Here is a 13,614-nt window from a genome sequence, read left to right as displayed (position 1 = left end):
CTTGCGCTTTTCTTATTTCGCTACAAGCGGCCTGTCGTTTAAATACAGCTTCAGGTCGGGGCTGTTTCCGGTTATGATGTCTTGAGCAATGATTTTCGCGAGCATTTGGCTGTAGACGGTGCCGTTGTCGCCGAATCCCATGAGGAAGTAGCTGTTCGGATATTCTTCATACTTCCCGATGATTGGGAGGCCGTCCGTCGTCCCGCCGTAAAAAGCAGCTAAATAATATTCAGGTTCCACTTGGATGGACGGGAACATCTTGTTGAATTCTTCAATCAGTTTATCCCGCTTATGGATCATCTTGCTGTCCCGGTCCTCAGGATAGGTAGTGTTGTCATCAAGGCCGCCAATGATAATCCGGTTATCAGCTGTCGTCCGCATATATAGATATGGCCTTGCCGTTTCCCATATAAGCGTCTGGTTGTGCCAGAACGTCAGGTCAGCAACAGGCTTTGTCGTGACGGTATATGTACTCACGAAGGAAACCTGCTTTTCTTTTTTTAAGTCGATTCCCTCATAGCCGCATGCAAAAATGACTTTGCCTGCCGAGATGGATTGGCCGCTTTTGGTGGAAAGAATCGCCCGCCCTGTTTGCGGATCAACATGGTGTCCATTCATCTCGGTGTTCTCGAAGATCTGTACGCCTTTTTTAGCGGCGTAGTCTATCAACGCATGGGTGAACTTGAAAGGGTTCAGCTCGCCATCACCATAGGAGTAGATAGCGGCCTCGCGGCTGAACGGATATTTCTCCTCGATTTCTTCTTTGCTGAGAAAGTCAACCTTCAGGCCTTGCTCTTTTAAAAATTCATATTCTTTCCTCAGCGATTCAACATCTTCACTGCAGCTTGCGGAATAAAGGGAGTCTCTTCGGCAAAATTCACAATCGATTTCAGTCGCTGCGGATGCTGATTCTATTTCATTGATAGCTACCTGAAGCAGCGCTAAATGCCTTGAAATATACTCCTTTCCAAAAGAGTTAACCAGGTTTGTGAACATTTTTTCCCCTGAATACTGTATGAGTGCTGTATTTGAACTTGTGCTGCCGCTGCCAATCTTTCCTTTTTCAATGACTGCCACTTTCAATCCAGAATCCGCAAGATAGTATGCACATTGCGCAGCTGAACTGCCTCCTCCAACGATCAGGACATCGCATTCCAAATTCTCTTCCAGCTGTGGATAGGAGGGGGGAGTAGGGAAAGTTGCGGGCCAATAATATGTACCAGACATTATATTCATGTGATTCCCCCTGCTCATAGAGATATCAATAGTATTTCCACGATAAGCTATGACATTCATTCAAGATACTCGCCAATTCTGGTTTACTTGTTTTTTCTCCGCTGAATTTTAGGGAATAGCATTATAGTTCCTATGTCTCAATCTGCCATTTTGTGGTATCGTTGAAGTTAGAGGTGGTTGTCTTGAAGAAAAAACCAGCCATAAGCTTTTTCATATTGATCACACTAACAGCTTGTAATCAGAATGAATCGTTTACCCACTGGACAGACAGTACGGATAACCAAACCCAGCGTCTGGATGAAGCGGGGATAAAATATGAAATCAGAGAAGGCGAGATCTGGGTCCGCGAGAAGGATTTGAAGAAAGCAGTGGCCTGTTGCTCTTGAGGGAACAGTCTCGTTAAAAATGACTGATTATTCTAATAGTTATGGGGTGCGGACGGTTCTGGTGTCGCAGGTAAATTTGGGAAGCGGGCGAACGGCCCTCTATCCCAAGGGGGGAAGTCATAGATGATCCTGGAAAAAATGGAGCAAATTTCGATTGCAGCGATACAAGAGAAGGGCATACAGTCTGTGTGGATTGGTTTGATGGGCATAAGGAATATTTCTATAGTTTTGGCTGGCATTTTGTTCAAAATCAGCAGCAGATGGAGGAGCTTTTTTACAGGTCGATTCTAAAGGTGCATAAGGAGTTTCCCCGGTATAAAGGGAATCTGTCGTTCAAAATGTGGGTCACTTCGATTTTTATTCAAAACATCCGCGGGATTTCAAGTTTGCAAGATTCAGAGGAAATAGAGCCGCGTCGAAAAGTGTTTGCTGGAATAAATCAACTGGAAAAAGAAGCGCTGGTTCTTACATATGTAACAGGTTTTACACTTGAGGAGACTGCGCAAGTCCTCGATGTTCCGGCTGAAAAAAAAATAAAGGACTTGTTGTTCTCTGGAATTCAGTCGGTCAGAAAACAGATAGATGGAGCCGACTATCATGGCTGTGAAAAATTCCAGAAGCATTATATTGATTACCTGGAAAAAACGATGGAACGTCCGGCGAAGATTGAGTTTGAGATTCATCTTTATAACTGCAGGGAATGTCAGGAGGATTTGGCGAGCTTCCAGGAAGTTGCAATGACTAGGCTGAATCATAATGAGAGCGAGAATGACCTGAATGTGCCCCTTCAATTAATGGAAAACGTCAAAATGAGACTAGGAGATCAAAAGGAACATAGAAAGCGTAAGTTTAAGATGCGCAAAAAATGGGCCCTTGGTTTTGCGAGTGCTTTGGCCTTCATCATGGCAATCGGCTTCATTACCGGTGCGTTTCCAAAGGTCTATTATGCATGGACGGAGGATGACGTGCATCTGCGCGCCTTCCTCCAGGAGGGCTTTGGCCAGAGGCTGAATCTGGAAGCGGAAAGTAACGGAGTGAAGGTGAAGATCAAAGGTGTGGTGGCGGATGACATCCAGACGCTCGTTTTCTATGAAATTCATGATACGAAGGAAGACAAGCAATATTTCATGACTTTTGAAGATGGGGTGACTGTTGAGAACGAATATGACATTTTGAAACGAGACACCTATCCACGCTATTCATTTCCTGATGTCGAGGCGGAAATGAACAAGAGTGATAAAAACGTTTTTTATGGAAAGCTTGCGCTAAGACCACTTGAAGAAGAGCAAGGTGAAATTAAACTGAGGATCACGCAGATTCAGGAATTGGCTAACGATGCTGCGATATCATTGGGCTTTAGGACTGGCGACTATAAGAGCGGTTACTGGAGCTTCGAGTTTCCGGTAACCAAACAGCCTACAAGGGAATACGAAATCAATGAACAAAGAGAAATCGAGGGTGTAGCCGTTCGATTGGAGAAATTGATTGTTGCTCCAACCGCAACTTTTTTACAATTTGGCATCAATACAGAAAAGCTGGAGAAGCGAATCGATTTCCTCAACTTCAAATCGCTGGAAGTGAATAATAAAAAAGTACAGGCGGAACGATATGGCAGCCACTTTATGGATCAACAGCAGGGCAGCTGGACTGGGTTCCAAGCCTATTTTGGCCCGCTTTATGGTGAGAAAGTCAAAGATTTCAAAGCCCAATTAGACTCGATCTACCTATCAATTGTTGATCATAGAAATATCGAACTTAGCGGAAATGAGCCATTCCCGCAGACGATCGAGTATGCAGGCAGTACCCTTTGGATTGATAAGGTCGATGCCGGTCAGTCAACCGAGATAATTATACGTAGTGATGACCTGGAAAATCGGGAATACGAATCACTTCATATTAATTTTGTGGACGAAAATGATCAGCAGCCTCACACCACCCATATGGATTCCAAAGCCGTGCTCGTAGATAAAAACGGTGTAGAATATGATCCTCATAAAGGGCCAATCGACTTTGAAAAATTGGAGCAGCCACGCCATTTTGTTACAGAACAATCCATGAGAGTTGAAGGCGTCGAAGAGAACTCAATGAAACTCCAGATTACGGGATATAACAGCTTGAAATATCTGGATGAGGTTTGGGAGTTGGGGGCGGTTTTGGTGGCTCAGGATAAGGAATAGAACGTTTTGTTTATTAGTGAGGGATCATCGGGAACAAGCTCATAACGGATTGGCATTATCCAACTTCCTCTCATAACAGGGTTCTTAATGGAATTATATCGTAATCCATCATTTCAGGATAATCAAAAACCACCTCATGATGACCCGGTTTCATCTCCCGCGAAATCCCAGTGCCTCCCGAGCTGTTGGCCGCAGGGAACAAGCCGAGCCAGCTGCTCATAGAATAAATATGAAAAAATGGTGGCCTGCCTGGAGGGGGAAGAAATAATATGATGCGCAATGGAATGTATTCACAGGGAACACAAAGCGGACCAATGAACGTGGTGGTGGTTGAGCCGTATGTATATGCAGCTCTTCATAATCTTATCGGAAAAAGAGTGGTCCTGGATACGACGCGAGGTTCAGTTAGTGGAATTGTTATGGATGCCAAACCTGATCATGTGGTGATAAAGGAGCATGACTCCACTTTTTTTTGTCAGGATACGTGAAATCGTCTGGATCATGCCGGAGAATTAAAGTGTATTTGTAAAAAGGAAGCAAAGGGAGCACCCTTTGCTTCACTTTCTGGCAACTGAAAAATAGGCGGTGATCCAGGATGTAATCGGGATCACCAGTGTTACGCCAATTCCAGCGCAGAGGATGGTGATCATCTCTGCGCTGAAGATTTTCGAATTGATGATTTCTCCTGCCGAATAGGACAAGTCTTTGAACCAGATCAGCAGGGCGAGATAACTTCCGAAGAAGGCGAAGAATAAGGTATTGGTGCTGGTACCTAAGATATCTCTTCCGATGCTCAGTCCGGATTTGAACAAATCCTGTCTGCTGATATCCGGGTTATGATAATGGATCTCGCGCATCGGGGAGGAAATCGCAATCGCAGCATCCGTGATCGCGCCAATCGTGCTCATGATGATGACCGATACGGCAATTTTAACGAAATCGACTCCGATATGAAGGGAGAACATGCCAAGCTCCTGGATTTCCTCTTCGCCAAAGCCCTGAATTCTTGCACGATCCGCAATGATAAAAATAAACAAAAGCAGAACAATCGTTGAAATCACGGTTGAAATGAAAGCAGTTTTTGTTGTGCTGTTCACTTCGTTAATGTAGAACAGGTTGATAACGCTGATGAAAATACAAGCGACTAAAGTGATAATAATCGGATTTGCATTTGGGTCGTTCATGAAAATGATGCAATGAAGATCACGCCGAAATTGAAGAAGATCGCTAAAAAAGAACGGATGCCTTTGCCTCTTCCAATCAGGGCCATCAAGATGAATAAAATGGCAGCCAACACAACTAGAGCATTCATAATCCAGCCCTCTTTCTATTGATGAAAAAGGTCGTTACATAAAGGCCGATTGGGATGGTCAAAACGATTCCAATCCCGCCTGCCAAAGCCCGGGCCATTTCCAGAGAAAGGTTCATGGAAAGAGCAAAGCCCAATGGAGAGCCATTTTTAAAATAAAGAATCAGGATGGGGATCGAACCGCTGACATAGACGAAGAACAGAATATTCGTCATCGTTCCCATGATGTCTTTGCCGATTTCCATACCCGATTTGATCAGCGCCTTAACGGGTATGTTATTGTTCTTTTCGAACATATGGAACATAGAGGAAGACATCGTAATCGCGACATCCATGATAGCTCCAAGGGATCCAAGGAACAATCCCGCTAGAAACACCACCTGATACGGCCGGGTTATAAATTGCAGTTCTTCGTAGCGCAGCCCTTTTTCCAAGGTTCCCCATAGGACCAGCCAGACGATGAACAAGGAGGCGAAAGTTGCGAGAAGCGTTGCGATGACCGCAGCATAGGTTTTTTCATTAAAGCCATTAACGAGTAATAAGGAAATCACGGTGAAAAGAACGGCAGCGATACTGCAGATCAGCAGCAAGCTCCAATGAGGGTTGCTCAGATAAACATCCAACGCGTACGAAATTAGCAGGGCATTGATCACCAGGCTGATGATCGAGAACAGACCCTGTTTCCTGCCGACAACCAATAACACAAGAACAAACACCCATGCCACATACATAAGGTATTTATCGCGTTTCACGTCTTTAATGGTTCCCTCTAATTCTCCTGTATACTCCCTGGTCGAATCAATATCGACGAATAGCTCGTCCCCGGTCTCGAATTCATGGTCGTACGCTTTCGAAGTAGAGAATTCATTCACCAGATAAATGAGCTTGCCCTTCTCTTCGCCATTTTTTATTTTCGCAGTTATCTGCTGAGTGAATAGATGGTCGGTATTGCCCAGCTGATTGATTACTTCTGTCTTTTCAACGACCTCTGTCTCCAACACCTTCACAATCGTGCGGTCATACAGGAAATGATTATTATGGACAAAAACAATGGTCGCAACAATGAATAGGACAAAAAGAGATAGGAAAAGTATTTGCTTCTTTTTAATGGGTTTGCTGAATGGATTCAAGATAGGCCTCCACGGTTGGAAAAATAAAAAACACCTTCGTTGACTGAAGATGTGCATTGGGAAGATAACGTTTTTTTGTTTCTATGTGGCCAATGGTCATGGCATTATGATCACATGTGATCAGTCAAAGATATCTTATCAGTAATGATTTTGGTAAGTCAAACAGAACAAGGGCTGCCGGTTTTTATGAGCATTTCTAGTCTCAACTTGATTAGTAGAAAAAAAGGAATCCTCTGCAATCTCAATGCAACTGAAGACACCATCGCTAAAAGTATTGCATTCGGATTCCCCAACTGGACATAAGAGCAGTCCGAAATCAGTGCTTCTTAAACAGCCTGAAAAATATCATGACCAAAATGATTGCGGACAGGACATAGGCAGCCGTGCTGACTGTCGGGTGGGAGGCGGCATTTTTCACACCGATTCCGATAAAAGCCCAGACGAATACGAGCGGATAGATACGGTCTTCATTTTTAAAGTGAAAATAAATGGCCAGGAGTGTGGCGACCACGAGCATGATCAGTGTCCAGGTGACATCTGAAAGACCGAAACCATTCCAGCCTATATCCTTCAAGTAATAGCTGATATTGGCAATGGTGGCGACGCTGATCCAGCCAAGGTAGACAGAAAAGGGAAGAAGATCCCACAATGAATGGTCTTCATTTTTGATGAGCTGATAAAGCTTGATGAGGGTCAACAGCAAACCGATCATCACCAATACCGTCAGCAGGAAAAACTCGTAATGCCATAAAAGGATCCAGACGATATTAAGGACAGAGCTCAGTACATAAAGCGGAGTAGCTTTTTCGTAAATAGGCAAATTCCTTCTTGAAGCGGGGAACTGCCTGATTGTCCAAATAAACAATAAGAAATAAATCAATCCCCATATTCCAAAAACATATCCAGCCGGAGTAAACAGCACATCCAGTCTATTTGAGATTTCCCCCGTCGTCTGCCCGTTGATCGGAAGGATATTCGCAAGCGCATTGACCAGCACGACGAGCACCGTGGCAGTCAGATTCAGGAAAAACCGTCCCATTCTTATCACAGCCTTCATTTTAGTAGTTTATTCATATTATTCCACTTCGCAAAAGTGCATAACTACATTTAGCCTCGTGGGCAGGAGATAAACATTTCGATGTGCTTGGTTGGGGATACTGTTTTTTGCGAGAAACAAGAAGCTTACAAGTAAAAGCTTTTTTATTTGATTTGTTCTGGTTGAGCCCGAAAAATAAGTCATGGGGGATAACGATCCAGGGCTTTTGGCTCTGGGCGTTTTTTTTGTTAGAAGTCAGGAGTGGTACAGTCTAAGACCTTTTTAATCAAACGTTTGATTAAGAGAGTTCAAAGACGAAAGGCAATTTAACGCCTATAAAATGTACGGAGATACCAAAATGGCCTTGTTGCTGATGACATTTAAAATGGCCGAAGAATTGAAAAAGCATCGGATCAGCGTCAATGCTGTGCAAATTTCGGCTATTAAACTATCGAAAGAAACCATCAATAAATTTCAATCAGGCTGGAGATTTGCGGCTAGGATCCAGAATGTTTTCAGCGCACCTCGTGAAACGATGGCCGAAACCTATTTCAACATATGCACTTCCGAAGAATTCAAGAATGTGACAGGGAAACTCATCAACGATAAAAGAAAGGTGATGGAGCCATCGCATTATTCCACAGGACTGGCACAGGATATCAAGCAACTTAGGGACCCGAATGTTTATCCTAAATACGCAGTCAATAAAGAAAATATTGAGCAGGTCTGGGATCTGTGTGAGCCTGACGAACAATTCTGTAAGCAGGGTATAGGGAATAAAGGGTACGTCCCTACGCTTTCGATATTCAGTAAACCGGCGTGATCCAGGAAGGATTAGCGCCTTTTTTGTGGTATTTAAACATACAGGGGGAGATGATGGAAGATTCTCTTAAAATAGAAAAAATGCGTTCAGGTGATTGGGAAGAAGTAAGAGCAATCTACCTTGAGGGAATTGCTACAGGACAGGCAACTTTCCAAAAAGAGGCACCTTCCTGGGAGGAATGGGATCTCGGTCATAATCCAGAATGTCGGATTGTTGCGCGTTTAGATAGAGATGTTGTTGGTTGGGCTGCGTTAAGTCCTGTGTCAAGCAGGATTGTGTACGCAGGTGTTGGAGAAGTGAGTGTGTATGTTAGTCATAACCATTCGTCACGTTGAACCGTTGAGGGCATATTTCCCCCCCTTGTGACGCTTGGAGAATTTTGAGCGTATATAATATAATTATAAAAAAAGTGGAAAGGGTGAGGTCATGAGCTTACCAGAAGAAAAGTGTATTTCATTAGATGAATTTTATAGAATAAGAAAGGATTCTGACCAGCTAATGGAGTATATTGACGGTGTGATTTTTATGACTCCATCACCTTCAACGAAGCATCAAAGAATCTCAGGACGTCTACACGCTCAGTTATTTCAGCTTCTTGATGCTCGGATTGTGAAGTATTTCATGCGCCATTTGATGTAGAGCTAAAGAGTGAGCAAATGGATGGAACCAAGATTGTCATCCCTGACCTTTCTGTTATTTGCGACAAAAGCGGATTTCATGAGAATAAATATGTAGGAGTTCCTTCCTTAATCATTGAGATTATTAGTCCTTCAAACCAATCACATGACCTTGTTGTTAAACTAAATCTCTATATGCAGTACGGGGTGAAAGAATACTGGATCGTGAATCCGCTGCTCAATACAATTCAAGTATATGTGTTAGATGAAAATAATAAATTCAAACTGCATGACGTAGCCAAAGATAAAGGCTCTATAAAATCAACCATCATCAACAAGTTCATCGTTGATATAGAGAAGGTCTTCTCATAACTTTTGAAACCAAAGAAGGCAGTAAAATTTAAAGTGAGTTAATTGAAATATTGGTTAGAAAAAGGAGGATGGACATGTTTCTATCCTCTTTAATATGCCTAGCCTTATTCGCTGACAGCTGGGAATAAAAAACAAACAAAAACTACCTGCGATAATTCGACTCGCGAATGGGCCGCAAGAACCGCCCCTGTATCCCCGCCGGAAAAATAAAAGGAGTAACCTACTCCCTTGTGGATGGAAGTTGTCAGCCGCCTTCTACACAGGTTGCCGAAGAACTTCCTACAATATTATTTAATTCCATAATTAGTGAATCGAGAATATTCCCATCAACTATTTTTTCCAAAGGGACTTCTGAAATTGTTATGTTGTGCTTTTTAAAAACATCTTTGGTGTTTTCCCAAACTTCAATAATTGATTTTGTGGACATATTTGGCTGGATGACCATGATAGTATTCTCCTTATAAAAATATTACTTTAAGTATATCATTTATCTCCCAATGAGCATTTAAAACGCTAGGTTTATAGAAACCTTCTATTCTAATATGGTGATCATAATTCGAATTAAGTTAGTTATTTTTTCCATGACATATCCCCCCGGGGGTTAATATTATCTTCAGGAGGAGGATGAATATGTGCAATCATGAAAACGATCACCAGCATAATCATAAACACCGGAAAAGTGTCATTAACCGATTGGCAAGAATTGAAGGGCATGTCAGGAGCGTAAAACAAATGGCCATCGATGAGCGGGAATGTCCGGATCTTTTGCTCCAAATTGCTGCCATCAGAAAAGCTCTTGATAACACAGCGAAACTCATCCTGACCGATCATATGGAAAATTGTCTTGTAGGTGCAGTGCACAATGGAAATGAAGAGCAAGTGCTGCAGGATATAAAGAAGGCGCTGGATAACTTTATTCGATAGGGAGATGTTTGCAGTGGCGGAAATAATCATCCAGCCGAATAAAACAACGAAGCAGAAGCTTGCGGTAATTCTTGCCTTAGCTGTTCCGGCTATGATTGAGAATATACTCCAAACAGTAGTCGGTTTTGTCGATACACTGTTTGTAGCTAAAATAGGATTGAATGAAGTAACGGCTGTTGGTGTTGCCAATGCGATCATGGCTGTTTATATAGCGATCTTTATGGCTGTCGGTCGGTACGTCATCCCTAATTGCCAGGAGTATCGGGGCGGGGGATATGGACAAAGCGAAATCAATTGCCCGTCAATCTACATTTATTTCGGTTATTATTGGACTGCTTTTTGGATTGATTACACTCTTTTTCAGTGAACCCTTGCTTCGATTAATGGGTGCAGAATCTGAAGTATTAGCAGACGCTGTCACTTATTTTCAAATCGTTGCCGTTCCATCCATTTTTATCGCTCTTATGTTTACATTTGGCAGCATCCTCCGGGCAGCAGGTGATACGAAGACACCAATGAAAGTTAGCTGGTGGATCAACATCATCCATATTGGCCTGGATTATGTCCTTATTTTTGGCATCCTGGGTTTTGAAGGCCTTGGGATCGCAGGAGCTGCATGGGCTACAGTCATTGTACGAATGATAGGGACCCTGGCTTTATACTATTATATTCGAAAATCGAGCGTAGCTTTTAACTTGCTGGGGTCAAGTTCGATCAAGGATGCGAACTCCATTCTAAAATTATCCACTCCAGCAGCAATCGAGCGATTAATCATGCGGCTTGGCCAGGTTCTTTATTTTGGTCTCATTGTTAAAATCGGTTCAGATACCTTTGCGGCACATTCCATTGCGGGGAATATCGAAACGTTTTCTTATATGCCAGGGTACGGACTGGCAGTAGCAGCAACAACACTTGTTGGCCAGAGTGTTGGAGCCAAACGCTCTAAAGAGGCTTACCAATATGGACTGCTGACTGCGTGGGTTGCGGTCATATTCATGTCTTTTATAGGGGTATTGTTGTACTTTCTATCCCCGTGGTTTGCGACATGGTTCACAACAGATAAAGATGCTGTTGATATGGTTGTAACAGCATTAAGAATTGATGCCTTTGCACAGCCTGCTCTGGCAATAGGATTGGTTTTAGCAGGAGCATTACAAGGTGCAGGAGATACGAAAAGCCCTATGTATAGCACAGCTATAGGCATGTGGGTTATTCGGGTTCTGGGTGTATTCATCCTTGGAATTCATTTCGGATTAGGCATTGCAGGAATCTGGATTTCAATAGCAATCGATTTATATGTTAGAGCCATTTTCTTATTTTATAAATTTAAAAGCAGGCGGGACATGGGGACGGATGCCACTTCTGAAAACCGTGGTGTTATGTAAATTACAGGAAGATTCCTCGGGAACAAGACGCAAGGACCGCAGCCGTATTTCCCGCTTAATATATTTCAATCTGATAACAATTCCTTAAAAACTTCCCTTTTAATCCGAAGAATGTGATAATATGACGGACAAGTTAAGTGAAAGGGGATTTTTTCTATGATGAAGCGCATTTTAACAGGAATTCTCTTATTGAGCGTGGCTGTCCTTGTGCTTGGCGCATGCAGCAATGATAGCTCAAAAGGGAATGCTGAGAAAGAAAATAAAGAAGATATGGTTGCTACAGTAGATGGAAAGGGCATTTCAAAAAAGGATTATGAGAAAGAGCTGGACGTCATGAAAGCAACTTACGAACAACAGGGCATGCCGGCAGATCAAATGGACAGCAAGCAAAAGGAAGAACTGGAAAAGTCGGTTCTGGACCAAATGATCAATGCAGAGCTGCTCCTCCAGACAGCTGAAAAGGACGGCGTCTCGATTGAAGATAAAGAAGTCGATGCAGAGCTGGAAAAAATCAAAACCAACTTTGAAGATGAAAAACAGTTCGAAGAAGCGCTAAAAAAGAACGAAATGACTGAAAAAGAGCTTAAAAGCCAGTTGAAAAAGCAAATGACGGTCAACAAATACTTGGATAGCAAGATTGGCGAAGTAGAAGCAACCGACGAAGAAATCCAGGCCATGTATGATCAATATAAACAGATGGCACAAGCCCAAAAACAAGAGCCTGAAGAATTAGAGAAGATTAAACCACAGCTCGAGCAGCAGGTGCTGTCAGGAAAAGAAAATGAAAAAATCAGCAAGCTGGTAGAAGATCTACGTAAAGAGAATGAAGATAAAATCGAAATCCATAAGGCGTAGGAAGCTTTCCTATGTTGCATAAACTAAGGATCTTGAATAAAGCGTAATGTAAGGGGATGGACATTTGTCTATCCTCTTTACTATATTCTCTAAAGTCCTTAGCCGAACTAAATCAGGGTATTTTACATAATTTATCTTCCCAAAATAAACATAGGGCAGATTCACTAGCCCGTCCCTGAATCTTCATAAATATAGAGGCCAGATTGAGAGAGGACTAATCCCGATTGAAGTTAGAGAGTTGGACTGAAATGTTCCCTATAAGAAAGGGTGAAGGATGAATGCAGATGACTTCAGGTATCCACCATATAACCGCGATGGTAAACGATGAGCAAAGGAATATTGATTTTTATGCAGGCTTTCTAGGGTTAAGACTTGTGAAGAAAACAATCAACTATGCCCGCCCGGAAGTGTACCATTTTTATTGGAGTCTAAAAGAGAAGAATTGGAAGACAAGCTGCCAAAGGTGGAGGCACGTGTTCTGGAGAGAGATAAAAAATGAAACATATATTCAACAAGGGGAAAGTCCCGACAAAACCAACATTGTTATTGCTTCACGGCACAGGAGGCAATGAATTAGACCTGCTGCCGCTTGCAGGGATGATCGATGATGAAGCATCTGTATTAAGCGTCCGCGGGAATGTATTGGAAACGGAATGCCAAGATTTTTCCAAAGACTGGCAGAAGGTGTTTTGACGAACAGGACCTTAATTTCCGAACAAAGGAATTGAATGATTTCCTTGATGAAATAGCAGAAAAGTACAGCATTGACCGCGACAATGTGATTGCCGTCGGCTATTCAAATGGAGCAAATATCGCAGCAAGCCTGCTTTTCCATTATCAAAATGCATTGAAAGGCGCAATTCTCCATCATCCAATGGTTCCGAGAAGAGGCATTGACCTGCCAGACTTGACAGGCACATCTGTATTCATTGCGGCAGGAACAAACGATCCAATCTGCTCACCACAGGAATCAGAAGAACTAAAATCCCTACTGGAAAAAGCCAGTGCGGATGTAGAGCTTCATTGGGAGAAAAGAGGACATCAGTTGACCCGTGAGGAAGTAGAAGCAGCGGCTAACTGGTATCATAAGAGTTTTAAATAGTAGAAGTATGGGTGGTTATTGGGACATAATAACCGCCATTTTGTTTAAAGGAAACAAGCCAAACTAGTTTAAGTTAATGAACAGGTTGTAAACGGTCGAAGGAACAGCAGGAGTGTGCTGCTGGAAAGAATCACTAACGAACCAGCCTTCTTTTGTTGTGGGAAAGTGATGAAAAGGTGAGATTAGTTATTAAATGTACCCTTATGAGAAGGAGAAAGGCGACATAAGGGTACGATTAGGCAGTAAATGTACCTTATGAGAA

General features: G+C 42.7%; 13 protein-coding genes and 4 pseudogenes. 12 read left to right on the top strand and 5 right to left on the bottom strand.

Annotated features, from left to right (window positions below; genetic code table 11):
• Positions 1–12: 12 nt before the first annotated feature.
• Complete coding sequence (locus tag JCM21738_RS18490) at positions 13–1,236, bottom strand: NAD(P)/FAD-dependent oxidoreductase (protein WP_023626120.1); 1,224 nt, start codon at positions 1,234–1,236, stop codon at positions 13–15.
• Positions 1,237–1,418: 182 nt separating this feature from the next.
• On the opposite strand from JCM21738_RS18490, the gene JCM21738_RS18485 reads away from it, so the two are divergent.
• The 3 genes from JCM21738_RS18485 to JCM21738_RS18475 all read left to right on the top strand — a co-directional run bounded on the left by JCM21738_RS18485 (position 1,419) and on the right by JCM21738_RS18475 (position 4,287).
• The gene (locus JCM21738_RS18485) at positions 1,419–1,622 is read left to right on the top strand and encodes a hypothetical protein (protein WP_023626119.1); all 204 of its coding nucleotides are present in this window, start codon (positions 1,419–1,421) and stop codon (positions 1,620–1,622) included.
• Between the two features lie 188 nt (positions 1,623–1,810).
• Positions 1,811–3,799, top strand: a complete 1,989-nt coding sequence (locus tag JCM21738_RS18480) for a DUF4179 domain-containing protein (RefSeq protein ID WP_081742168.1) — start codon at positions 1,811–1,813, stop codon at positions 3,797–3,799.
• A 269-nt stretch (positions 3,800–4,068) separates the two neighbouring features.
• Positions 4,069–4,287, top strand: coding sequence for a DUF2642 domain-containing protein (locus JCM21738_RS18475; RefSeq protein WP_243463078.1), 219 nt, complete (start codon positions 4,069–4,071; stop codon positions 4,285–4,287).
• Between the two features lie 69 nt (positions 4,288–4,356).
• On the opposite strand, the pseudogene JCM21738_RS18470 reads toward JCM21738_RS18475, so the two are convergent.
• The 3 genes and pseudogenes from JCM21738_RS18470 to JCM21738_RS18460 all read right to left on the bottom strand — a co-directional run bounded on the left by JCM21738_RS18470 (position 4,357) and on the right by JCM21738_RS18460 (position 7,277).
• A pseudogene (locus JCM21738_RS18470) lies at positions 4,357–5,111 on the bottom strand (YibE/F family protein).
• Positions 5,108–6,241, bottom strand: a complete 1,134-nt coding sequence (locus tag JCM21738_RS18465) for a YibE/F family protein (RefSeq protein ID WP_051391363.1) — start codon at positions 6,239–6,241, stop codon at positions 5,108–5,110. The pseudogene JCM21738_RS18470 and the gene JCM21738_RS18465 overlap by 4 nt, the downstream one beginning before the upstream one ends.
• A gap of 313 nt (positions 6,242–6,554) precedes the next feature.
• On the bottom strand, positions 6,555–7,277 hold the full coding sequence (locus JCM21738_RS18460) for a TspO/MBR family protein (protein WP_023626114.1): 723 nt from the start codon (positions 7,275–7,277) through the stop codon (positions 6,555–6,557).
• A gap of 355 nt (positions 7,278–7,632) precedes the next feature.
• Here JCM21738_RS18460 and JCM21738_RS18455 point away from each other — a divergent pair, with 355 nt between their 5' ends.
• The 4 genes from JCM21738_RS18455 (at position 7,633) to JCM21738_RS27525 (ending at position 9,086) form a co-directional block, all read left to right on the top strand.
• Positions 7,633–8,097: a Rossmann-fold NAD(P)-binding domain-containing protein gene (locus tag JCM21738_RS18455; protein ID WP_023626113.1), complete on the top strand. Its 465-nt coding sequence runs from the start codon at positions 7,633–7,635 to the stop codon at positions 8,095–8,097.
• Between the two features lie 53 nt (positions 8,098–8,150).
• A complete protein-coding gene (locus JCM21738_RS18450) occupies positions 8,151–8,432 on the top strand; it encodes a GNAT family N-acetyltransferase (RefSeq protein WP_023626112.1) in 282 nt (93 codons plus the stop codon).
• Between the two features lie 91 nt (positions 8,433–8,523).
• Positions 8,524–8,736, top strand: a complete 213-nt coding sequence (locus JCM21738_RS27530; protein WP_369385781.1) for a Uma2 family endonuclease — start codon at positions 8,524–8,526, stop codon at positions 8,734–8,736.
• A gap of 17 nt (positions 8,737–8,753) precedes the next feature.
• The gene (locus JCM21738_RS27525) at positions 8,754–9,086 is read left to right on the top strand and encodes a Uma2 family endonuclease (protein WP_369385780.1); all 333 of its coding nucleotides are present in this window, start codon (positions 8,754–8,756) and stop codon (positions 9,084–9,086) included.
• Positions 9,087–9,330: 244 nt separating this feature from the next.
• Here the strand turns inward: JCM21738_RS27525 and JCM21738_RS18440 are convergent, their stop codons facing one another.
• Entirely contained in the window at positions 9,331–9,531 is a 201-nt protein-coding gene (locus JCM21738_RS18440; RefSeq protein ID WP_023626110.1) for a hypothetical protein, read from the bottom strand.
• Positions 9,532–9,716: 185 nt separating this feature from the next.
• Between JCM21738_RS18440 and JCM21738_RS18435 the strand changes: the two genes are divergently transcribed.
• From JCM21738_RS18435 to JCM21738_RS18420, 5 genes and pseudogenes are all read left to right on the top strand, one after another.
• The gene (locus tag JCM21738_RS18435; RefSeq protein ID WP_023626109.1) at positions 9,717–10,010 is read left to right on the top strand and encodes a metal-sensing transcriptional repressor; all 294 of its coding nucleotides are present in this window, start codon (positions 9,717–9,719) and stop codon (positions 10,008–10,010) included.
• 4 nt (positions 10,011–10,014) lie between these two features.
• Positions 10,015–11,395 (top strand): annotated as a pseudogene (locus JCM21738_RS18430) (MATE family efflux transporter).
• A gap of 156 nt (positions 11,396–11,551) precedes the next feature.
• Positions 11,552–12,250 carry a SurA N-terminal domain-containing protein gene (locus JCM21738_RS18425; protein ID WP_023626107.1) on the top strand — a complete coding sequence of 233 codons (699 nt, stop codon included), beginning with the start codon at positions 11,552–11,554 and terminating at the stop codon, positions 12,248–12,250.
• A gap of 278 nt (positions 12,251–12,528) precedes the next feature.
• A pseudogene (locus JCM21738_RS23540) lies at positions 12,529–12,675 on the top strand (VOC family protein); the annotation flags it as partial.
• A 70-nt stretch (positions 12,676–12,745) separates the two neighbouring features.
• Positions 12,746–13,352, top strand: a pseudogene (locus JCM21738_RS18420) (alpha/beta hydrolase).
• Positions 13,353–13,614: the final 262 nt, after the last annotated feature.

Origin of the sequence: Mesobacillus boroniphilus JCM 21738 (assembly GCF_000517385.1) — a bacterium.
GTDB classification, from domain to species: domain Bacteria; phylum Bacillota; class Bacilli; order Bacillales; family Cytobacillaceae; genus Mesobacillus; species Mesobacillus boroniphilus.
Note: the sequence above shows the minus strand (reverse complement) of the source record. Positions and strands in the feature narration are given on the sequence as shown.